Source organism: Helicobacter sp. WB40 (genome assembly GCF_027859275.1).
GTDB classification, from domain to species: domain Bacteria; phylum Campylobacterota; class Campylobacteria; order Campylobacterales; family Helicobacteraceae; genus Helicobacter_D; species Helicobacter_D ibis.
On record NZ_JAQHXS010000004.1, the window covers coordinates 157277 to 178223 of the forward strand.

The 20947-nt window shown below is 32.5% G+C and carries 23 protein-coding genes and 1 pseudogene; 18 read left to right on the forward strand and 6 right to left on the reverse strand.

The features are described 5' to 3' along the window. Positions 1-95 precede the first annotated feature (95 nt). The 8 genes from PF022_RS04420 (at position 96) to PF022_RS04455 (ending at position 7552) form a co-directional block, all read left to right on the forward strand. Positions 96-809 (forward strand): YebC/PmpR family DNA-binding transcriptional regulator, encoded by a 714-nt coding sequence (locus PF022_RS04420; protein WP_271021674.1) that lies wholly within the window; start codon positions 96-98, stop codon positions 807-809. Between the two features lie 9 nt (positions 810-818). Continuing rightward, the gene (locus tag PF022_RS04425; protein WP_271021675.1) at positions 819-1133 is read left to right on the forward strand and encodes a thioredoxin family protein; all 315 of its coding nucleotides are present in this window, start codon (positions 819-821) and stop codon (positions 1131-1133) included. A gap of 13 nt (positions 1134-1146) precedes the next feature. Further along, positions 1147-2547 carry a M23 family metallopeptidase gene (locus PF022_RS04430; protein ID WP_271021676.1) on the forward strand — a complete coding sequence of 467 codons (1401 nt, stop codon included), beginning with the start codon at positions 1147-1149 and terminating at the stop codon, positions 2545-2547. Position 2548: 1 nt separating this feature from the next. After that, a complete protein-coding gene (locus PF022_RS04435) occupies positions 2549-3103 on the forward strand; it encodes a septum site-determining protein MinC (protein WP_271021677.1) in 555 nt (184 codons plus the stop codon). After that, on the forward strand, positions 3104-3994 hold the full coding sequence (gene lpxC / locus PF022_RS04440) for a UDP-3-O-acyl-N-acetylglucosamine deacetylase (RefSeq protein ID WP_271022908.1): 891 nt from the start codon (positions 3104-3106) through the stop codon (positions 3992-3994). Continuing rightward, on the forward strand, positions 3987-4439 hold the full coding sequence (locus PF022_RS04445) for a hypothetical protein (RefSeq protein ID WP_271022909.1): 453 nt from the start codon (positions 3987-3989) through the stop codon (positions 4437-4439). Before lpxC ends, PF022_RS04445 begins: the two co-directional genes overlap by 8 nt. 9 nt (positions 4440-4448) lie before the next feature. Then, positions 4449-6161 (forward strand): AAA family ATPase, encoded by a 1713-nt coding sequence (locus tag PF022_RS04450; protein ID WP_333770818.1) that lies wholly within the window; start codon positions 4449-4451, stop codon positions 6159-6161. Positions 6162-6226: 65 nt separating this feature from the next. Further along, entirely contained in the window at positions 6227-7552 is a 1326-nt protein-coding gene (locus PF022_RS04455; protein ID WP_271022911.1) for a sodium-dependent transporter, read from the forward strand. 2 nt (positions 7553-7554) lie between these two features. Here the strand turns inward: PF022_RS04455 and PF022_RS04460 are convergent, their stop codons facing one another. Further along, on the reverse strand, positions 7555-7887 hold the full coding sequence (locus tag PF022_RS04460; protein WP_271021682.1) for a hypothetical protein: 333 nt from the start codon (positions 7885-7887) through the stop codon (positions 7555-7557). A 74-nt stretch (positions 7888-7961) separates the two neighbouring features. Here PF022_RS04460 and uvrB point away from each other — a divergent pair, with 74 nt between their 5' ends. Continuing rightward, positions 7962-9938, forward strand: a complete 1977-nt coding sequence (gene uvrB, locus PF022_RS04465) for an excinuclease ABC subunit UvrB (protein WP_271022913.1) — start codon at positions 7962-7964, stop codon at positions 9936-9938. Here the strand turns inward: uvrB and PF022_RS04470 are convergent. Continuing rightward, positions 9935-10498, reverse strand: a complete 564-nt coding sequence (locus PF022_RS04470; protein ID WP_271021684.1) for a Crp/Fnr family transcriptional regulator — start codon at positions 10496-10498, stop codon at positions 9935-9937. The two genes, uvrB and PF022_RS04470, sit on opposite strands and share 4 nt — an antisense overlap. A 96-nt stretch (positions 10499-10594) precedes the next feature. Here PF022_RS04470 and PF022_RS04475 point away from each other — a divergent pair, with 96 nt between their 5' ends. Together PF022_RS04475 and PF022_RS04480 are read left to right on the forward strand one after the other, a co-directional pair. Then, a complete protein-coding gene (locus PF022_RS04475) occupies positions 10595-11032 on the forward strand; it encodes a copper resistance protein CopD (protein ID WP_271022914.1) in 438 nt (145 codons plus the stop codon). 9 nt (positions 11033-11041) lie between these two features. Then, on the forward strand, positions 11042-11416 hold the full coding sequence (locus PF022_RS04480; protein WP_271021686.1) for a group III truncated hemoglobin: 375 nt from the start codon (positions 11042-11044) through the stop codon (positions 11414-11416). On the opposite strand, the gene PF022_RS04485 is transcribed toward PF022_RS04480, so the two are convergent. From PF022_RS04485 to PF022_RS04495, 3 genes and pseudogenes are all read right to left on the reverse strand, one after another. After that, entirely contained in the window at positions 11413-12060 is a 648-nt protein-coding gene (locus PF022_RS04485; RefSeq protein WP_271022915.1) for a LutC/YkgG family protein, read from the reverse strand. The two genes, PF022_RS04480 and PF022_RS04485, sit on opposite strands and share 4 nt — an antisense overlap. Continuing rightward, a complete protein-coding gene (locus PF022_RS04490) occupies positions 12053-13495 on the reverse strand; it encodes a LutB/LldF family L-lactate oxidation iron-sulfur protein (protein WP_271022916.1) in 1443 nt (480 codons plus the stop codon). Before PF022_RS04490 ends, PF022_RS04485 begins: the two co-directional genes overlap by 8 nt. A gap of 1 nt (position 13496) precedes the next feature. Beyond that, positions 13497-13916, reverse strand: a pseudogene (locus PF022_RS04495) (heterodisulfide reductase-related iron-sulfur binding cluster); the annotation flags it as partial. A gap of 111 nt (positions 13917-14027) precedes the next feature. On the opposite strand from PF022_RS04495, the gene PF022_RS04500 reads away from it, so the two are divergent. Further along, entirely contained in the window at positions 14028-15674 is a 1647-nt protein-coding gene (locus PF022_RS04500; RefSeq protein ID WP_271021690.1) for a lactate permease LctP family transporter, read from the forward strand. On the opposite strand, the gene PF022_RS04505 is transcribed toward PF022_RS04500, so the two are convergent. After that, on the reverse strand, positions 15667-16308 hold the full coding sequence (locus PF022_RS04505) for an MBL fold metallo-hydrolase (protein ID WP_271022919.1): 642 nt from the start codon (positions 16306-16308) through the stop codon (positions 15667-15669). The two genes, PF022_RS04500 and PF022_RS04505, sit on opposite strands and share 8 nt — an antisense overlap. A gap of 74 nt (positions 16309-16382) precedes the next feature. On the opposite strand from PF022_RS04505, the gene PF022_RS04510 reads away from it, so the two are divergent. The 6 genes from PF022_RS04510 (at position 16383) to PF022_RS08895 (ending at position 20629) form a co-directional block, all read left to right on the forward strand. After that, positions 16383-17480 carry a deoxyguanosinetriphosphate triphosphohydrolase family protein gene (locus PF022_RS04510; protein ID WP_271022921.1) on the forward strand — a complete coding sequence of 366 codons (1098 nt, stop codon included), beginning with the start codon at positions 16383-16385 and terminating at the stop codon, positions 17478-17480. Between the two features lie 68 nt (positions 17481-17548). Next, positions 17549-18217 carry a chemotaxis protein gene (locus PF022_RS04515; protein ID WP_271022923.1) on the forward strand — a complete coding sequence of 223 codons (669 nt, stop codon included), beginning with the start codon at positions 17549-17551 and terminating at the stop codon, positions 18215-18217. 10 nt (positions 18218-18227) lie between these two features. Beyond that, positions 18228-19505, forward strand: coding sequence for a peptidase U32 family protein (locus PF022_RS04520; RefSeq protein ID WP_271021694.1), 1278 nt, complete (start codon positions 18228-18230; stop codon positions 19503-19505). Then, positions 19505-20008, forward strand: a complete 504-nt coding sequence (locus PF022_RS04525; RefSeq protein ID WP_271021695.1) for a hypothetical protein — start codon at positions 19505-19507, stop codon at positions 20006-20008. The genes PF022_RS04520 and PF022_RS04525 overlap by 1 nt, the downstream gene beginning before the upstream one ends. Further along, complete coding sequence (locus PF022_RS04530) at positions 19981-20475, forward strand: hypothetical protein (RefSeq protein WP_271022925.1); 495 nt, start codon at positions 19981-19983, stop codon at positions 20473-20475. The genes PF022_RS04525 and PF022_RS04530 overlap by 28 nt, the downstream gene beginning before the upstream one ends. Continuing rightward, positions 20459-20629, forward strand: coding sequence for a DUF2972 domain-containing protein (locus tag PF022_RS08895; RefSeq protein WP_442908578.1), 171 nt, complete (start codon positions 20459-20461; stop codon positions 20627-20629). The genes PF022_RS04530 and PF022_RS08895 overlap by 17 nt, the downstream gene beginning before the upstream one ends. The last annotated feature ends 318 nt before the right edge of the window (positions 20630-20947 follow it).

Sequence of the window (20947 nt, forward strand, 5' to 3'; positions counted from 1 at the left end):
CCTACAAAGCTATAATGCTATATTGTGTTAATAATATGTTTATATTATTATATTATGTTTATATTATCGTTATATTACATTATTAAGGTTTTATTATGGGAAGAGCGTTTGAGTATCGTAGAGCAAGCAAGGAGAAGCGTTGGGATAAAATGTCTAAGCTATTTCCAAAATTAGGCAAGGCAATTAGCATTGCAGTAAAAGAAGGAGGAAGTGGCGATCCTGATATGAACTCTAAATTAAGAAGTGCGATTTTAGCAGCAAAGGCACAAAATATGCCAAAGGATAATATAGAAGCTGCAATTAAAAGAGCATTGGGTAAAGATGGAATTACTATTACAGAAGTAAATTATGAGATAAAAGCCCCTCATGGTGCATTATTTTTTGTGGAATGTGCTACTGATAATTCAACTAGGACGGTAGCGAATCTAAAAAGTTATGTAAATAAATTTGGCGGACAAATGCTTACTAATAATTCTTTGGAGTTTATGTTTTCTAGAAAAGCACATTTTGAAATCAGTAAAGAAAATATAAATGACATTGAAGAGCTAGAGCTAGAGCTTATTGACTTTGGCTTAGAGACTTTAGAAGTTGATGGTGATATAATACACATCTATGGTGATTATACGAGTTTTGGCACTTTAGCGACGGCTTTAGAGGAAAAAGGCTTAGATGTAAAGAAGGCTGCTTTAGAGCGTATAGCAAATAATCCAGTTGAGTTTAGTGAGGAGCAATTAGTTGATATAGAAAAGCTACTTGATAAAATAGAAGAAGATGATGATGTGCAAGTAGTATTTACAAATATAGCTTAAGGAGATATTATGGAAAAATTAACAAAAGAAATCTATGAAGATTCTATTAAAGAAGGCGTTTGTTTGGTTGCTGTGGGTGCTCCTTGGTGTCCTGATTGCAGGAAGATAGAGCCTATTATGAAGATTCTAGCTAGTGAGTATTCTAATATCAGTTTCTTTCATCTTGGTGCTGATGAAGAGGAAGAGTTAAAAGACAAGCTAGGCGTTAGAAGAATCCCTACTTTGATTTTTTATAAAAATGGTGTGGAGGTTGGTGAAAGAGTTGTTGAACCAGATTCTAAGGACAAAATAGAAAACGCAATTAAAGTAGCATTAGAAGCATAACTAGGAGAATTGCATGCAATACCATAGAAGACAAGGAGGTTTTGTGAAGCTTTTTGGCTTGATATTCGTGCTTGTACTAATTGGTGGCGGTATTTTTATGCTCTCTTCAGATAGCTTTGAAAAAGAGTCGCCAAAAATATCATACAAAAATCCGACAATATGGAATCTAAAAGATAGCTTTTTTGTTGGTTTTACCGATGATAGTGGAATTAGGGAGTATAGTATCTCTATAAATGATAATGGAAGTAAAATACCACTAGAGTTAGTTAAAGAAGAGGCTACAAAGTGTGATATACCAGTAAATACCAACAATGTGTGTGTAAGCTTCAAAAAGCCTCAACAAGTAAAATCTAGCAATGAATCTTTAGAACTAGAAGTAGTTGCCATAGATAATAGTAAGTGGAATTTTTTTAGCGGAAACACAACAACAGAGAACATTAAAATAACCATAGATGCTAAAAATCCACAAGTAGCCATTGTGGCTCATTCTTATAAGATAACACAAGGCGGAAGTGCTTTGGTTGTATTTCGTGCTGTTGATGATAATTTAGATTCTATACAAATCACAAATGGACAATATATCTTTAAGCCACAACCTTTCTATAAAGATGGGTTTTATATATCTTTAGTTGCGTGGGATAAGGGTGAATCTACATTTGATGGCAAGATAGAAGTGAAGGATAAAGCAGGAAATGTAAGCATTGTTCCTATTAATTTCTATTTACAAAAGAGACAATATAGAGATTCTACAATCCCACTTACAGATAACTTCATTGATGGCAAGATAACCTCATTAACACAAGAAATAGGAGAGAGGGATATAAGTGAGTTTCCAAATAAAGTATCCCTTTTTAAATATATAAACGAAGAAGTTAGAGATTATAGCTTTAATAGAATCTATGAAGTTGCAAGTGTATATGATAGAGATAGCATTGTTAGTGATTTTAAAATAAATCCATTTGCACCACTTAAAAATCCAGCCGTTATGGCAAGTTTTGGAGATTCTAGGAGCTTTAGCTATCAAGGAGAGATAGTTAGTAGGTCAAATCATATGGGGTTAGATATAGCAAGCATTAAACAGGCGCCTGTAATCTCTAGCAACAATGGAGTAGTTAGCTTAAATGAGTTTGTAGGAATCGATGGCAATGCAGTTGTAATTTATCATGGTCTTGGATTATCTACTTTGTATGCACATTTAACTAGTTCTAATGTAGGTGTTGGAGATGAAGTCTTTAGTGGTGATATTATTGCAAATACTGGTGCTACTGGATTAGCACTTGGAGATCATTTGCATTTTAGTGTTTTAATTCAAGGATATGAAGCAAGAACCGCAGAGTGGATGGATAAAGATTGGATAAGAGATAATATAACAGATGTAATTTTAGAATCTAAGCAGATTATAGATAGGTTGTAGTGTGGTAAATGTCAGACAGAAAAGTTTAAGAGCATTTATATTTACTAGGAGCGATGATGATGAGGTTATTGCGTATTTGCGTAAAAATTCAATTTTATTGTCTGATTTTATTTTGATTTTTTCTTATGAAGTTGGAGATAATGTCCTTGAATGCTTAAAAGAGCTAAAGTTAAATTTTGTCCAAGAAAGCGATAATTGTCTTCATGTTGCAAAAGAAGCTAAAAACAAAGAAGAAGAAAAACAAGAAACCAATGATATTCCAAAAACTTTAGTATTGCACAGAAATGTAAGAAGTGGAGAGGAGATAATATCAAATAGCGATATTACTATTTTTGGTAATGTTAATAGTGGTGCTATTGTGCAGAGTATGGGTAATATACAGATTTTTGGCGAAATTAATGGAAATATATTCTGTGATGGTAGCTATATAATAGCAGGTACAGTTAAAGAAGGTAATTTATTGTTAAATGGCACTATTATAGATAGGGATAGTTTAATGCCTGATATGAAGAAAATATATAAAGTTGATAATGAAATTAAAATTGAAAGGTTATAGATGAGAGAGCAGACAATTAAAAAATCAGTGGAATTAGTTGGTATAGGTTTGCATAAAGGTGTGCCAGTTACAATGAAGCTAGAGCCATTACCTACTGGAAGTGGGATACATTTTTTTAGAAGCGATGTTGGAGTAAATATAGAGCTAAAGCCAGATAATGTAGTAGATACTACAATGGCAACCGTGATTGCTAAAGATTCTCATAAAGTCTCTACCATTGAGCATTTACTATCAGCTGTATATGCATATGGTATAGATAATCTAAGAATCGTGCTTGATAATGAAGAAGTGCCAATTATGGACGGAAGTAGCATAGGGTATTGTATGTTGCTTGAAGAAGCTGGAATTATAGAACAAGATAGCACAAAAAAGATTCTAAAAGTAAAATCTCCTATTGAGATAAAAGATGGAGATAAATTCGTAAGGTTAGAGCCAAGCGATGAATGTGTATTTGACTTTTCTATACATTTTCCACACCCTGCAATTGGAACTCAAAAATACAAATTTGAATTTAGCACCAAAAATTATAAAGAAGAAATCGCAAGAGCTAGGACTTTTGGATTCTTATCAGAAGTGCAATATATGCGTAGTATAGGCTTAGCACTTGGTGGTTCTTTGGATAATGCCATAGTGCTAGATGATACTACTATTTTAAATAAAGAGGGACTTAGATATAAAGAAGAGTTTGTAAGACATAAAATACTTGATGCAATAGGAGATATGTCTTTGCTTGGCATACCATTGCTTGGTGCGTATATATCGTATGCTGGAAGTCATAAACTAAATCATTTGCTAACTAAAAAACTGCTTGAAGAAGAAGCTTATGAAATAGTGGAAATACCACAAGAATACAAGCTTTATGATTATGAATTAGCAAAAGAAAATGCATAAAATATTATTAATCCCAACAAGCGTGCCACCTCTTATTGGGATATATAAAGATAATAAGCTGATTTCATCTCATGTGCTAGAATCTAAGCTTTCAGATTCGTTAGTGTCTTTTTTTTGTGATTTAAAAAAGAAAAGAATAGCCTTTGATGAGTTGTTTTATGTAAATGGCCCAGGTAGCTATATGGCATTGAAGCTTACATATATTTTTGCTCAAACATTGCATATATCAAACAATGTAAAGTTACATGCGACTAATGGATTTTATTTTAATAATAACACCCCTATTAAAGCATATGGAGATTGTTATTTTGCATATGAGAATGGGCAGATAAAGTTAATAAAATTAAATGAGAATATATGTTCGAATTATGCTTTGCCTAGTGTTTTAGATGAGAGCATTTTTGGTGGTGATTTAGAGCCATTATATATACTTCCAGCAGTATAAGGGGCGTGTATGCAGAATATGAAACATGTTTTAGAGTTTTTAAACGCAAAAAATATAGAAAAAACAAAAATTTTTGCTTCTTTGCAATGTGCAAAAGATGAAGCACTAATATTACAATATATGTTAAATTCGTTTTTGCATGGCAATACAGAGGGGACTGCTTTAGAGATTTTGCGTGGTTTGTATGGTCTTGAAAATCCACTTTCTATACTAAATCTAATGGTGCAATTTAAAAATCTAATGAATCTAGGCTGGATAAGAACTATGGGTGGAGAGCTAACATTGCTAGAGCTTATAAATTCCCCATTCTATCTAAGTAGTGATTTTTTTAGGGTTTTGGAGAATCTAAACAATAGTGCAAAGACAGAAAAAATATCTTCATATGTCGATGATTTGGATTATTTAAAGGATCAATTCTGTGTCGTGGATATTTTGCATGATATTTTTATGCTTAAAAAATACAATAAAAATTCACCCTTGCTAACTCAAAATATAAAAAAGCTAACTTCATTAGAATCAAGAATTAAAAAAAGACTAGCTTTGACAAAAGACAAGCCAAGCATTGAAGTAATATTTGATGATTATAATTTAGATAGAAATGAAAAGATGATATTTTTAGTTATTCTAAAAGAAGAGTATGCTCCTATTGATAGTGAGAGGAGAGATCTAAATTATCTTATAAATATAATTAGCAAGAATAATGATGAAAAAATAAAAAATAGATATTTGCTAGATGATGATAGTAGGCTAATATATGGTGGGTTAATAGAGAGTGATGTTATGTTTGGTGGGAATCGTAGTTTTTATATAGCAGATAATATTCTAAGGCAAATAATAAATCAATCCACAAAATGCAAAACAAGAAAAAAAATAAGTGTGCAAAACTTATTAGAAGACCATGAAATATTCGAGTTTGTAAAGCCAAAGCATACACTTGATGAAGTTATATTAAATAAAGATACTAGAAAGTTGTTAGATTCTGTATTGCAACAAATGGATACAAAAGTTCTTGCTAATCTTAAAGAATGGGGCATAAAGGATAAAAATAAAGATATAGAATCTAAAATAATTTTCTATGGTGTTGCAGGAACTGGGAAGACAATGACTGCTTTAGCATTAGCAAAATCGCTAAAAAAAGAAGTGCTAAGCTTTGATTGTTCTAAGATATTATCGATGTATGTTGGCGAGAGTGAGAAAAATGTCAGAAGAATCTTTGATTCATATTATGAAATAAGAAATAAAACCAAGCAAACACCAATATTGCTACTAGATGAAGCAGATCAGTTTTTAAGCACAAGGAGTCTCTATACAAGTGGTGCTGATAAAATGCACAACCAAATGCAAAATATATTTTTAGAACAAATAGAAAAATTTGATGGAATCCTAATAGCTACCACAAATCTCTTAGAGACAATAGATAGTGCATTTTCTAGGAGATTCAATTATAAAATCGAGTTTAAAAAGCCAAGCTTAAGTGAGAGAAAATTGCTATGGGAGAAAATGCTTCCAAAAAATGCACCTTATGAAAAAGACTTTAGCATAGATTCTTTGTGTGAGTTTTCTCTAACTGGTGGTCAGATATTTATAATAATAAAAAATGTAGCATTGCTTGTAGCTACGATGAAGAATCCGCTATTTACAACACAAGTTTTTATTAATGAGATAAAAAGAGAGCTTTCATCAAACTTTGATGGTGCTAGGGAAGTTGGGTTTAATACATAAAATATTTTATTTTTTTATATTTTTTGATAAAGTTAGGCTTTTATTTAGTGTTTTAGGGATTTATTATGACTAGATTTTCAAAAGCCGGATTTATCTTAGCAACTGCAGGTAGCGCCATAGGACTTGGTGGAATTTGGAAATTTCCATACCTAGTTGGTCAAAATGGTGGAGCTGCTTTTGTTATCGTGTTTATTTTGGCATTTATATTATTTGGGCTTAGTATTTTTGTGATTGAAATGCTATTTGGCAGAGAGAGCGAGCAAAATAGTATAAGCACTTTTGAGACTTTAGCGCCAAATAATATGAAGTTTTTAAAATATGGTGGCCTGATGGTTATTTCTGGTTTGCTTATTTTTTCTTTTTATGTGGTTGTGCTTGGTTGGTTGTTTCATTATTTGTTTTTATCGGTTATTGGTATGCCAAAGACACTACAAGAAGCACAAGAGGTATGGGGAGAGTTTGTAAGTGGTAGCATAGGTTATCAGATGTTTTGGCATTTATTGGTTGTAGCGCTTTGTGCATATGTACTAAATAGGGGCGTGAAGGCTGGAATCGAGAAATTAAATTTAATTTTAATGCCTTTATTGTTCATTATTTTTGCTGGTTTATTGGTATATTCTGTAATGCAAGATTCATTTATTGAATCTTTTAAGTTCTTATTTAGCCCTGATTTTAGTAAGCTTAACTCGCAAGTTGTAGTTGAGGCAATAGGACAAGCATTCTTTGCGCTATCGCTTGGTGTTGGTGTGATTCTTACATATTCAAACTCTCTTCCAAAGCATGGTAACTTTGTTAGATTTGCTGTTATTGTTGCGGTGCTTAATTTTCTATTTTGTCTTGTAGCAGGGCTTGTGGTATTTACATTTATATTTGGGCATGGTGCAGAACCATCTGGTGGTCCGGGCTTAGTGTTTGTATCTCTTCCGCTGATATTTGCAAACATGGGAGTTAGTGGTCAAATTATTGCGTTTTTGTTTTTTATTGCATTAATTTTTGCAGGAATTACATCTGCAGTATCCATGCTTGAACCACTTAATTCGTGCCTTATTGAAAGATTAAAATACACTAGAAAAAGAGCAAACTTAACTAGTATTAGCATTGCATATATTCTTGGACTTGTGGTTTTATTTAGCAACATAGAATCTTATGGGAGCTATTTGACATTTTTTGATAAGAACTTCTTTGGTTGGTTAGATTATATTACTTCATCATTTATGTTGCCTCTAGCTGGTGTTTTTATGTGTATTTATATGGGGTTTATACTACCAAAGGAGAAAGTATATGCTATGAGCGAGGGACACTTGAGAGGTATTTACTTTAAAACTTGGTATTTTACTATTAGATTTATTGCACCAATAGGTATATTATCGGCCATGATTAGCCTTATATAAAGCTATTGGTTTTCAAAAATACTGCCTTGGATACTTCTTTGAAGTTCTTGGGCTTTCTTTATTAGATCTTCTTGTTCTTTTTTGGCTTTATCTGCTGAATCTTGTGTGGTTTTTGTTGTTTGTGTGTTTGGTTTGGAATCTTTTTTTGCGTTATCTATTACTCCCATTTTTACGAATGTATCTTCATAGTTTTTTCCTCCATTTTTCTTTCTTATATATACTTGTCCACTTGCTTGGTCATATAAATATGTATCGTCCATATCGCTAAACATAACCCAAGGTTGTGCATAAAGACTAAAAGAAAGGCAAAATAATAATGATACAAGTTTTAACATGACTTCTCCTAAGGTTAGTAAAAATGCTGTGATATAATTATAGCTTTTTGCAATTTTATTTTATAGGCATGTGTATGCAAAAATTTATATTAGAATCTAAATATAATCCATCTGGCGATCAGCCTCAAGCAATAGAAAAGTTAAGCGAGTTTATAAAACAAGGTAGTCAATATCAAACCCTCATAGGTGTAACTGGTAGCGGAAAGACATTTTCTATGGCACATATAATAGAAAAGCTTCAAATGCCAACCTTAATAATGACGCATAACAAGACTTTAGCAGCACAACTATTTAGCGAGTTTAAAGGATTCTTTCCTAAAAATCATGTCGAATATTTTATCTCCCACTTTGATTACTATCAACCTGAAGCATATATACCAAGACAAGACTTGTTTATAGAAAAAGATTCTAAGATTAATGATGAGTTAGAGAGATTGCGTCTATCGGCTACAACTTCTTTGTTGGCTTTTGATGATACGATTGTTGTTGCTTCTGTTTCTGCAAACTATGGTTTAGGTAATCCTAGTGAATATTTAGAGATGATTGAGAGCTTTGAGGTGGGTAAAAGTTATAATCAAAAATCGCTCCTTTTAAGACTGGTGGATATGGGATATAAAAGAAATGATGCCTTTTTTGATAGAGGTGATTTTAGAGTTAATGGAGAAGTTATAGATATATATCCTGCATATAGTGAAGATGAGGTGGTTAGGTTAGAGTTTTTTGGTGATGAATTGGAGAATATTTTTATTTTAGATTCTATAGATAAGAAAAATATTGATAGAAAAGATACTTTTGTTCTTTATGCGGCAAATCCATTTATAGTTGGTGAAAACAAGCTAAAATCTGCAATAAAAAGCATAGAAGAAGAATTAGCTTTAAGACTTGAGTTTTATAAAAAAGAAAATAGAATGGTAGAGTATGAGAGGCTAAAAAGTAGGGTTGAATTTGATTTAGAAATGATAAGTAGTACTGGAATTTGCAAAGGAATAGAAAATTATGCACGACACTTGACTGGTAAAAAAGAGGGAGAAACTCCATATTCTTTGCTTGATTACTTTGAGCAAAAAAGAAAACCTTATTTGCTAATTGTAGATGAATCTCATGTGAGTTTGCCTCAATTTGGCGGAATGTATGCAGGTGATAGAAGTAGAAAAGAAGTGTTAGTAGAGTATGGATTTAGGCTTCCTAGTGCGTTAGATAATAGACCATTACAATATGAAGAATTTATACAAAAAGCACCACATTTTTTATTTGTTTCAGCAACTCCTGCACAAAAAGAACTAGATTTGAGTAAAGAACATATAGCAGAGCAACTAATTAGACCTACGGGCTTACTTGATCCAACTTATGAGATTTGTAGCACAGATAATCAAGTGGAAAGGCTATATGATGAAGCCAAAAGAGTAATCAAAAATGGCGATAGAGTGCTTGTTACTGCTTTGACTAAAAAAATGGCAGAAGAACTAACTAAGTATTATTTAGAGCTTGGGCTTAAGGTTAGATATATGCATTCTGAAATAGACGCAATAGAAAGAAATCAAATAATTAGAGAATTTAGGTTAGGTGAGTTTAATATGCTAGTTGGGATTAATTTGTTGCGCGAAGGGCTTGATTTGCCTGAAGTATCGTTAGTAGCAATATTAGATGCTGATAAAGAGGGATTTTTAAGAAGCGAGACAAGCCTTATTCAGACAATGGGAAGAGCTGCTAGAAATGTAAGAGGGCATGTTTTGTTGTTTGCAAACACAATTACTCCATCTTTAAAGAGGGCAATGGAAGTGACAGATTATAGGCGAGAGAGACAAGAAAGATTCAATAAAGAGAACAATATAACACCTAAAGGGGTTGTAAGGAAATTAGATGAGAATCTAAAAAACCAAGATTTAGGAATGCTATATGAAAGGGCAAAGAAAAAGGAAAAAATGCCAAAAGAAGAGAGAGCAAAACTTGTAAAAGAGCTAACAAAGCAAATGCACGAAGCAGCCAAAAGGCTAGATTTTGAAGAGGCTGCTAGGCTTAGAGATGAGATTGCAAGATTTAGAAATCTCTAAAGGCTGATTTTGCCCTTTGCGATTTTTAGTTTATTTGAATCTTTAAGTTGTTTTAGCGTTCTTGATAGAGATTCTGGGCTAATATTCAATCTTTTGGCTATTTCTCTTTGAGTTAGAGTTTGCAAGTTTTCTTTGTTGTTTTCTAGGAATTCTATTATCTTTTCTTTTAGGGTTTTTTGGTTGTTGTTTATTAAGTTTTCTAAAATTTTGATTTTTTGACATAAGGAAGCTATTAGAGAGAAGCAAAAGTCAGAATCTTTTATACACTGATTTTTTAGAGTTTCTATGTTTATTTCTAAAATTTCACTATCTCTCTCACATACCGCACTAGCTGGGTAGGGCATGTTTAGAAAGCTTGGCATTTCAGCAATGAAACTTGTGTGTTCTATTTTGTGTATTGTTGTTTCTTTGTTCGTATCGCTTGTCTTATAAAGTCGTATGCTACCACTTAGCAAGATTAGCACCATTTTTGGCTTCTCTCCTTCAAAAAATAGAATCTCACTTTTGTTGTAGAACCTTTTATGCCCTATGTTTCTTAGTAATTTTATGTAGTCTTGCATTGTTGCTCCTTTTACTAAGTATATCACACAATTAACTCTTGTCAATTTTTTTATGATACAACTTTGATAATATCTCTAAAATTTAAAAGGACATTCATGGAATCTTTACACCCATATTTTTTGATAATACACATTTTGTGTGCAATTATATTTTTAGGATATATTTTTACTGATGTAGTGTTACTTAGTCTTATAAGGAAGAAGCTAGGCGAAGAGATTGCAGATAAGATTTTTTCTATAATAGGTTCTAGAGCTAGAAAGATAATGCCATTATGTCTTGCTTTGTTAATATTAAGTGGTGGTGTTATGATTAGTAGATATATAAATAGCGAAGTTGGGTTTTTTGATACAACGCTACAACAATTTTTGTTTATAAAAATGATTTTAGCATTTGTGATTTTGGTCGCTGTTGTTATCTCTCTTTCTTGCTATTATTTGGGGCTTAAAAATCCACTAGCTAAGATTATCCATATTTTGGCTTTGATACTTGGGTTATTTATTGTCTTACTAGCTAAGATGGCATTTTATTTTTAAGGAGTTTTTATGGAAGAAATAACTATTGAAAAGATAAATAAGCTTATGGACATTTTTTATAACAAGATTCGCGTTGATAAAAATGGGCTTGGCGATATATTTAACAATAAAATTGGTACAAGCAACGAAGAGTGGGATAAGCACAAAGAGAAAATCTCAAATTTTTGGCAAGGAATGTTGCTTGGAGTTGGAAATTATAGTGGGCAACCAATGAAAGCTCATTTGGATTTACCACCATTTCCTAGGGAGTTTTTTGATTTGTGGCTATCTTTGTTTGAAGAGAGTTTATCCCAAGTTTTCTCACAAGAAGTTAGTGCTGAAATCTTGCAAAGAGCAAAGATGATTGCCTCAAGATTCCAATATATGCTATATGAAGCACATTAGTATAAAACAACATACACAACCCTTGGTCCATGCACACCAAAAATTGTCTGAAGTTCAATATCTGCGGTGCGTGATGGACCTGCTACAAAGATTATATTGCTTGGCAGAATATCCGTGTTGCTACGCTTTTTTTCGTATTGTTTTATAAAGTTTATACCTTCATGCAAACTCTCTACAATATTTTCTTTTTTAAGTAAGTAAATACAATTATTTGTAATTAATGAAGCAAGTCTAGGAGAAGCAGGGTTTGAGCTTAAGCCTACAATCCCAACATTTGCTACACCACATCTTGCCTCTACAACTGAAGTATCAATGTTAAATAGTTCTTCACGCACAAAATCGATACTTTTTGTATATGGGATTGTTTGGTAATTGTTATTAATATCTTTTGTGTCTATTGCTAAGTCATTGTTTAGCAGAATCTTGCTTGCATTAACTTCAGTTAATATTTCATTTATTGTCTTTGGTAAATTATCAGATTCTAATACTATTGCTTTGTTATTGCTTTGGTTTAGCTTGTATTCTTCTAACAAGCTTTCTCTTGTGTGATTCATGGGATTTTTATACTTTACATCATTTTTTGGTATGTTATTATTTGTGGCGATTCCATGTTTTATGTTTTCTAAAATTTCATTTCTACTCATAAATCACTCCTTGCATTTTTGATACTTTTTGATGTAGATTCCCATTAAGTTTTGGTAGCTCTCTATATTTAGTCCAAGTTTTTAGTCCCGGAATTAATGGCGCAAAAGTTTTGCTAAGTGGTAATAAAAAGTCTGCCATAGCTAATAGTAGTCTCCATTTTTTTGGATTTGTTGCTATTTGCATAAAGCTTTGCATTGCTTTGATTTCAGCTTTATTTTGTGTGCTAGAATCTGTTCCAACTACACCCTTTCTACCTTGTCCAACCCTCTCGCTCCTTAGATCTCTTATAAGTTCTGCTAGAGGGATTTTTACTGGACACACTTCAGAGCATCGCCCACAAAGTGAGCAAAGATCAAGCATAGGGCTAAATTTATTTAAACCAAAAAGTTGAGGTGAAATAACCTCTCCAATAGGTCCGGGATATGTGCTAAGGTAAGCATGTCCGCCGATTTTATCATATACTGGGCAGTGGTTTAGACATGTCCCGCAACGAATACAACTTAACGCACGATAATAATGCGAATCTTTTAGCATATTTGAACGATTGTTATCCAGTATTATAATATGCACTTCTTTTGGACCATCTAGCTCACCTTCTTTTCTTGGAGAGGTGATTATATTGTTATAGCAAGTTGCAGGAGTACCGGTTGCTGAGGGGATAAGTAGTGCGTTTAAAATTGAGGCTTCTTCAAAAGTTTCTATAACTTTTTCAATCCCACAAAATGCCACATGAATATCACAAGCAGTCGTGCTCATTCTGCCATTGCCTTCGTTTTCTAATAGCCAAATAGCACCTTCATTAGCAATAGCAAAATTCACTCCACTAAGACCAAGCTTGAAATCTTTAAACTCTTTTCTTAAATGTGTGCGTGCAATTTCATTAAGCTTTTCTGGTTCAGATTCTAATGGTGCTCCAAGTTTATCTCGAAAAATCTCACCAATTTGGTAGCGATTTTTATGGATTGCAGGAGCTACTATATGCACTGGTGGTTCATCTATAAGCTGGATAATAATCTCGCCCAAGTCTGTTTCAATAGGATTTAAGCCTCTAGCTTTTAAAAACGCATTCAAATGCGTTTCTTCACTTGCCATAGACTTACCCTTTAGAATCTTATTTATATTATTTTTTCGCATTATGTCTAGCACGATATTATTTGCTTCATCACTATTTTTTGCCCAATGCACTATAAAGCCATTTTCTTTTGCTTTAGATTCAAATTTTTCAAGCAATGTATCAAGCTTGGCTAGGTTTTTTTGCTTTAGGGTTTTGCCTTGTTCTCTCAAAGCTTCCCAATCATAGAATCTTGAGGCTATGAGTTTTTTTCTGTTGCCTTTTAGCGTGTCCATAACGCTAAGGAGGTTTTTTCTTAATTGTTTATCTTCTAATTTTTGAGAAACTATATTGTGATATTTTTGTTTTAGTGCTTCGCTCATGCTAGCCCCTTATACCTATTCTTTGTGCAATAAAATCATATAGGTGCATGGTCTGCACATTGACGCCTTGTTTTTGCATTGCTCCGCTAATATTTAGCAAACAACCAGCATCAGCACTTAGCATGTATTCTACATTGCGTGATTGTATGTCTTTTATTTTTTGGCTTACCATAGCGTTTGATATTTCAGGTTCTTTTATGCTAAATGTCCCGCCAAACCCACAGCACTCCTCTTCCCTTTCTAGTTCAATAAGTTCAACATTTTTAAGCGATCGTATAAGATTTTTTGCAGAATCTATACACTTAGCCACCCTTAATGCATGACAATTGCTATGCCATGTTACTTTTGTTTTTTCGCCTAAATCATTATATTTTACTTGTAACACTTTGTCTAAAAATTCACTTAGTTCATAGATTCTGTTGCTAAATTTTCTTGCTTGTTCTTCATGTTCTGTGCCTTATTTAATATCTTGTAATCAGTATTTTTTAGAAACCTTATATACAATGAAATAAAGACATTTTTAGGAGGTTATATGGAATGGTTTCAAGTTTATAATCCAACAGGAAATCTTTGGCTTAGTGCATTGGTTGCATTTATTCCTATCGCATTGTTTTTTATATCTTTAGTTGTTTTGAAGCTCAAGGGACATGTTGCTGGGTTTCTTACGGTTCTATCTGCTATATTGATAGCTATATTTGTATATAAAATGCCACTTGATAAAGTGATATATAGTTTTGTTTATGGGTTTTTGTATGGATTGTGGCCTATTGCTTGGATTATCATTGCTGCAATTTTTCTCTATAAGCTAACGCTAAAATCGGGATATTTTGATATTTTGCGAGAATCGATAATTGCTATTACCCCAGATCAGAGGATTCAAGTAATTTTAATTGGATTTTGTTTTGGTGCATTCTTGGAGGGTGCTATTGGCTTTGGAGGACCTGTAGCTATTACTGCTGCATTGCTTGTTGGATTGGGGCTAAGACCGCTTTATGCAGCAGGACTTTGTTTGATAGCAAATACTGCTCCTGTTGCTTTTGGTGCTGTTGGGATTCCTATTATTGCCATGGCAGGAGTTGTAAATGTTCCTGCATTAGAAATATCATCAGTAGCAGGGCATATGTTGCCACCTTTATCATTGTTTGTGCCATTTTTCTTAATTTTTCTCATGGACGGATTTAGAGGGATAAAAGAGACTTATCCAGTTGCTTTGGTAGCAGGTGGAAGTTTTGCTATTGTGCAGTTTTACACTGCAACTAAACTCGGACCGGAATTACCAGATATTGCCTCTGCAATTGTATCAATAGCGGCTACTACTATATTTTTGAAATTTTGGCAACCAAAAAATACATTTAAGTTTGATAGTGATATTGGTGGAGAGCAGACGCTTTCGGTTAAGTCTTATACCCCAAAGCAAATAATACTTGCTTGGATTCCATTTGTTATTTTGGTGTTTATGATTATTATTTGGACGCAAGGCTGGTTTAAAGCGTTATTTGCACAAGATGGAATCTTGGCATTTACTAGTCTGAAATTTAATTTTGAATCGTTATCAAATATAATACAAACAGCACCTGCAGTAAGCAGTGATAAAGCAGTAAAATCAGTCTTTGAGATTCCTTTAATACTAGCAGTTGGAACTTCTATATTCTTTACTGCATTAATTACTATGGTTGTCTTAAGAATAAATATCCAAACTGCAGTTCAGACTTTTGGAGAGACATTAAATGAGATGAAATTTGCACTTCTTACAATAGGGCTTGTTGTTGGCTTTGCCTATGTTTCAAATTATAGTGGATTATCTGCAACCTTAGCACTTGCTTTAGCTCAAACTGGTGACGCCTTTGCTTTCTTCTCTCCTATAGTTGGTTGGATTGGAGTGTTTTTAACCGGTAGTGATACAAGTTCGAATCTACTCTTTGGGACATTACAACAACTAACTGCAAGACAGCTTGGAGTGCCTGAAGTGTTATTCTTAGCGGCTAATTCTGTTGGTGGTGTCGTTGGTAAAATGATAAGTCCTCAAAGTATCGCCATTGCTTGTGCGGCAGTTGGCTTGGTTGGTAAAGAATCAGAGCTATTTAGATACACAGTTAAGTATTCTATATTGCTTGTAATAGGTATAGGAATCTTTACTTATTTGTTGGCGTTTGTATTTACAGATTTAATCCCTATGTAAGCCTTGTTAGCCAATAGGGAATATTTATCTGTTCTTTTTTAATGCTTGTTTCTTCTCCGTGTCCGGGGAAGATTGGCATGTCTTCTTTTATATCTAAGAATCTTTTTAAGCTATCAATCATATCTTGTGTGTTTGAGTATGGAAAATCACTTCTGCCTATGGAACGATAAAATATAAAATCACCGCTAAACATTACCTTTTCTTTTTTGTTTTGTTTATGGTTTGCTACTATCACGCTACAGCCCGGTGTGTGTCCGGGGAAGTGTAAGAATGATATTTCAAAGTCTGCAAAAGTTTGACCGCTATTAGTATCATCTATTAAGACATCTGGTTTTGATGGAGTAAGTCCTGTGCTAAAGCAATCGCTAAGAAGCATAAATGAATCTTCTTTTGGGCATATTAGCGGTATGTTTAGCTTTGTTTGTAATTCATAATTGCTCCAAATATGGTCAAAATGCCCATGAGTATTTAGTATGGCTAATGGACTTTTTGCATTTTCTAGCACCCATGAAGTAGCATTGATTCCGGGGTCTATTATTATAGAGCTATTATTTGAGTATAGTATGTAGCAGTTGGTTTGATATTCGCCAAAAGGTTCTCTTAAGATATAAAAATTCTCAAAATCAAATTTCATATTGTTCCTTAGCCTAATTTGTGGCAATCTTATCACAAAGGCGATAAAATAACAAAAAAGCTTTAGGAATCTAAATGGAAAATTTATTGCCACATACTAGATTTTATCCATCAAATGAAGATTTTAGAAGTTCATTTGAGAGAGATAGGGATAGAATTATACATAGTTCATCATTTAGGAGATTGGAGTATAAAACTCAAGTTTTTTTAAACTCTAGTGGAGATTATTTTAGGACGCGTCTTACACATTCTTTGGAAGTAAGTCAAATAGCAAGGGCGATTTCTAAGAATCTAGGATTAGATTCATCTCTAAGTGAGGCAATAGCACTAGCACATGATCTAGGTCATACTCCTTTTGGTCATGCAGGTGGTGATATGCTAGATGAAGTATTAAAAGAAAATGGCTATAAAAATGGATTTGACCATAACTTTCAGTCATTTAGGGTTGTAAGTAAGCTAGAGAAGAGATATAAGGACTTTGATGGGCTAAATTTGACATTTGCAACTTTAGAAGGAATACTAAAACATTCCTATCCTTATGATAAACCATTTTTGAGTGATGAATTAAAGAGTATTTTTAAAACAGGATTCCACCCATCTTTAGAAGCAGTGGTGGTAGATATTTCAGATGAGATAGCATATGTTAGCCATGATATTGATGATGGTATAAAATATGGGCTTATTAGCTTTGATACAATACAAGAAAATGAGCTAATAAAAGACTGTATGAGATATGTAGAATCTAATGAGGGGGTATGTAGGAAGGATAAAATTTTTAGGCATAGATTTACTTCTAGGCTTATTTCTGTGTTAGTCTATGATGTGCTAGAAAATTCACAAAAAATAATGCAGCAACAACCGCAATGCAGTTGTTTTAAAAGCACAGAATCCTTACTTATATCCCACTCAAAAGATATACAAAGCGAAATTAAAAAGATAAAAAAGATTTTATTTAGTGAGCTATATAAGCATAAGGAAATACAGACAAAAATGTTTGTAGGAAAGAAATGTATAAAAACTCTATATGAATGTTTAAGCAGTGATGTAAATTTGTTGCCAAAAGATTTAAAACTAAGGGTGCAAAATGGAGGCAAACTACATAGAATCTGTGCAGATTTTATAGCTTCTATGAGCGATAGATATGCACTTTCATTATATAATGAGCTGAAATGATAAATATTTAATTTTTTTTACAAAAAATTTTGAATACAATTACAAAATTTAAGTTTTAAGGTTTTTATATGACACAAGAAGAGCTAAATGCCCTATTAAATAGTGATGTTTCTGAATTGCCAGATGAAGAGGAATTACAAGAGGAAAAAGAGGAAGCAAAAGAAGAGCTAAGTAGCAACTTTAGAATAGACCAAGAAGTAAATTGGCCACCACCACCGCCTACTAATGAGCATAAAGTTGTGCATCAGTTAGATGATGTTACAAGAGATTCTGAAGTGAAGGCTACAGAGACTTTTGATAAGCTAGAAGCTATAAATAATGCAGGAATGGACATTGAAGATTCTGTCAAAGTTATTAGTGGATTTTTTAAATCACAAAAAGAATTATTGGAAAAACTACATGCTCAATTCCCTGACTTTCATACATTTGGAGATAAATTAGAAGAGCTAAAAAAGGCACAAAGTGCGTTAGATACGATAATGGATTCTTCTGATATTATAAGCAACTCATCATTAGAGGCTATGGATATAATGCAATATCAAGATATTCATAGGCAAAAGATAGAGAGAGTTATAAATGTAATGAGAGCATTATCTAGATATATGAGTTCTTTATTTGAAGGTAGAATTGATGATTCTAAGAGGGTTAGTTCTGCAGTTCATATACAAGGTGATAAAACCGAAAATGTAGTCAATGACGATGATATTGAAGCATTAATTGCTAACTTTTCCAAATAAGACTAAAACCTTGAGTAATACAAAAAAAATCCCCGAGTTACTCTCCCCTGCTGGGAATCTAAAAAAACTAAAAATAGCTTTAAGTTATGGTGCTGATGCTGTATATGGTGGAGTTAGTCATTTTTCTTTAAGAAATAGGGCTAGTAAAGAATTTGACTTTGATAGTTTTGGTGAGGGCGTTAGATATACTCATTCTTTGGGTAAAAAAATATATGTAACAATAAATGGTTTTCCGTTTAACTCGCAACTAAAGCTTCTAGAATCTCATATTGAAAAAATGGCATCTTTAAACCCAGATGCTTTTATCATGGCTACACCCGGGGTGGTAAAGTTATCTAAAAAAATAGCACCACATATCCCAATCCATCTATCAACACAAGCAAATGTCCTAAATGTACTTGATGCAGAAGTCTTCTATGAAATGGGAGTTAAAAGAATTGTAGCTGCAAGAGAGCTTAGCTTAAAAGATGCAATAGAGATTAAAAAGGCACTGCCTAACTTGGAGCTAGAAATTTTTGTGCATGGAAGTATGTGTTTTGCATTTTCTGGTAGATGTCTTATTTCTGCGTTGCAAAATGGTAGAGTCCCAAATCGTGGAAGCTGTGCTAATGATTGCAGATTCGATTATGAATATTATGTCAAAAATCCTGATAATGGCGTTATGATGAGACTTGTAGAAGAAGAGGGAGTTGGCACACATATTTTTAACGCTAAAGATTTAAAATTAGTAGAACATATACCTGCTATACTAGAAAGTGATGTTATTGATTCGCTAAAAATTGAAGGAAGAACAAAGTCTAGCTATTATGCTGGAATCACTGCTTTAGCTTATAGGGCAGCACTTGATGATTATAGGGATTCTAATTTTGTTTTGGATAGATATGAAAATGAATTATTGACTCTTAAAAATCGTGGTTTTAGCGATGGATATTTGATACATAGACCATTTGAAAAGCTAAATACACAAAACCATAAAACAGCCATTAGCGAGGGTAGCTATCAAGTAAATGCTGAAGTGAGTGAAGATGGTAAGTTTGCTTTATGTAGGCATACAATTAGACTTGGAGAAAGCAAAGAAATAGTAAGTCCTAATATCGATGAGGTATCAGTTGGCAAGAGTGAGCTTGGCGAGATATATAGTGAGAATGGCAAAAAATATATGAAGTTTTATAAGATTCTACTAGAAAATGGCAAGGAGTTAGAATCGATTCATAGTGGAAATGAAAATAAAATAGTATTGCCAATTACTTTACCTGCCTTTAGCTTTTTAAGGGAAAAGATAGAGTAATGCAAAAAAGTAAAAGTCTATCTTATTTCAAAGAATATGGACTTTTATACTCTATTGCTTATTTAGTAACAAAGAGATTGCCTAAGTTTGTAAAATGTATTTTCTGGAATCTTGGTATAAAACTTGGTTGCTATGATAAGTTTATAATTGCATCTCATGGCAGTGGAAATAATGCTATTAGTTATTTTTTGAAAAATAGTAATGCTCTAATTCTTGCTGACTACACAGGAGACGGTAAAGATAGATATTATAAAGCTATAAGTAAGATGTATAACAAAGATACTAAAATTGTATATCTAAATTGTTTTTATGATAATTTTTCAAAATATATAGATCTAATAAGTGGTAAAAAACCAAGTATGTTAATGCTAACAAGAGATCCTATAAGCAATCTAGTAACAAATTGTAATGTAAAATTCTTGCATAAGGACAGCTTTAGACTTGGAGATGATTTAGAGAATCTTTTTTTGATAATTTGTTTGTTTATCATGGTTATTCTATAGCCAGAAATGAATATATTGCTAATTATCATCCCACATTAGATGCCGTTTTATTATTTGTTAAATCGGAGATAAATTATAAAAATAATGATATAAGAAATATTTTTGAAAGACCACAAAGATTCCAGTATTTTGAAAATACATTATTGAATCTATTTAAAGATAAAAATATATCTATTATAGATATGAAAGACTTGGCACATGATAAAATAACGGACACTTTGAGATTTATATCAGAATTGTTTGACATAGAATTTAGAAGTAATGTTTATACAAAAAAACTTGTAAATTTTTTTGGTAGTATTAATATTGATTGTGGTATGTATAGAGCGGGGGGGGGGGGTATTATAACCACTATTTTAGGTGACAATAAAAAAGGTTATGTTGATATTAGTGATGATATTTTGGATTCTAAAGATAGCCAAAATATGAGTTATTTGAAAATTTACTGCAATGATTTGGAACAATAAAAGACTAACAGAAAATCAAGTATTGCAATATTTAAAAGAAAGTGAATTTTATTCAGAGGTTAAAGAGTTATTGACACATGAAACAACAATTTTTAGATCATGTGCACCACACATATATGATGGTTGGAAGTATTACAAAGAGTTTTTGGAATAATATAGATTGCTTTATTTCAAAACTTCCACATCATACAAGAAATGCTTAATAGACTATGAATTAGATAGTTAAATATATTGGTATACAATATATTTAACTATATTTTTATACTAACTCTTTGCAGATGCTTTATTATTATGTATTGCTATAAGAAATCATTGTATATCATAAATGTATTTAAATATATTATATTAGGTGAATTAAAGAAAGAATATCAAAGTGATTCTAGGCAACATCTCTCAAGAAAAGACTCCTAGAATCTTTTCTTATTTACATCACTAATAATATCATCTGCAATTCTATTTACATTATTAGTAA

Excerpts from the sequence above, each read along its gene's own strand:
- PF022_RS08895 (WP_442908578.1), top strand. The coding sequence starts at position 20,459 with ATGATTTGGAACAATAAAAGACTAACAGAAAATCAAGTATTGCAATAT.
- PF022_RS04480 (WP_271021686.1), top strand. The coding sequence starts at position 11,042 with ATGGAAGAAATAACTATTGAAAAGATAAATAAGCTTATGGACATTTTT.
- PF022_RS04460 (WP_271021682.1), bottom strand. The coding sequence starts at position 7,887 with ATGTTAAAACTTGTATCATTATTATTTTGCCTTTCTTTTAGTCTTTAT.
- PF022_RS04490 (WP_271022916.1), bottom strand. The coding sequence starts at position 13,495 with ATGAGCGAAGCACTAAAACAAAAATATCACAATATAGTTTCTCAAAAA.
- PF022_RS04430 (WP_271021676.1), top strand. The coding sequence starts at position 1,147 with ATGCAATACCATAGAAGACAAGGAGGTTTTGTGAAGCTTTTTGGCTTG.
- uvrB (WP_271022913.1), top strand. The coding sequence starts at position 7,962 with ATGCAAAAATTTATATTAGAATCTAAATATAATCCATCTGGCGATCAG.
- PF022_RS04455 (WP_271022911.1), top strand. The coding sequence starts at position 6,227 with ATGACTAGATTTTCAAAAGCCGGATTTATCTTAGCAACTGCAGGTAGC.
- PF022_RS04470 (WP_271021684.1), bottom strand. The coding sequence starts at position 10,498 with ATGCAAGACTACATAAAATTACTAAGAAACATAGGGCATAAAAGGTTC.
- PF022_RS04515 (WP_271022923.1), top strand. The coding sequence starts at position 17,549 with ATGACACAAGAAGAGCTAAATGCCCTATTAAATAGTGATGTTTCTGAA.
- PF022_RS04505 (WP_271022919.1), bottom strand. The coding sequence starts at position 16,308 with ATGAAATTTGATTTTGAGAATTTTTATATCTTAAGAGAACCTTTTGGC.
- PF022_RS04445 (WP_271022909.1), top strand. The coding sequence starts at position 3,987 with ATGCATAAAATATTATTAATCCCAACAAGCGTGCCACCTCTTATTGGG.
- PF022_RS04525 (WP_271021695.1), top strand. The coding sequence starts at position 19,505 with ATGCAAAAAAGTAAAAGTCTATCTTATTTCAAAGAATATGGACTTTTA.
- PF022_RS04500 (WP_271021690.1), top strand. The coding sequence starts at position 14,028 with ATGGAATGGTTTCAAGTTTATAATCCAACAGGAAATCTTTGGCTTAGT.
- PF022_RS04475 (WP_271022914.1), top strand. The coding sequence starts at position 10,595 with ATGGAATCTTTACACCCATATTTTTTGATAATACACATTTTGTGTGCA.
- PF022_RS04450 (WP_333770818.1), top strand. The coding sequence starts at position 4,449 with ATGCAGAATATGAAACATGTTTTAGAGTTTTTAAACGCAAAAAATATA.
- PF022_RS04485 (WP_271022915.1), bottom strand. The coding sequence starts at position 12,060 with ATGAGTAGAAATGAAATTTTAGAAAACATAAAACATGGAATCGCCACA.
- PF022_RS04420 (WP_271021674.1), top strand. The coding sequence starts at position 96 with ATGGGAAGAGCGTTTGAGTATCGTAGAGCAAGCAAGGAGAAGCGTTGG.
- PF022_RS04425 (WP_271021675.1), top strand. The coding sequence starts at position 819 with ATGGAAAAATTAACAAAAGAAATCTATGAAGATTCTATTAAAGAAGGC.
- lpxC (WP_271022908.1), top strand. The coding sequence starts at position 3,104 with ATGAGAGAGCAGACAATTAAAAAATCAGTGGAATTAGTTGGTATAGGT.
- PF022_RS04510 (WP_271022921.1), top strand. The coding sequence starts at position 16,383 with ATGGAAAATTTATTGCCACATACTAGATTTTATCCATCAAATGAAGAT.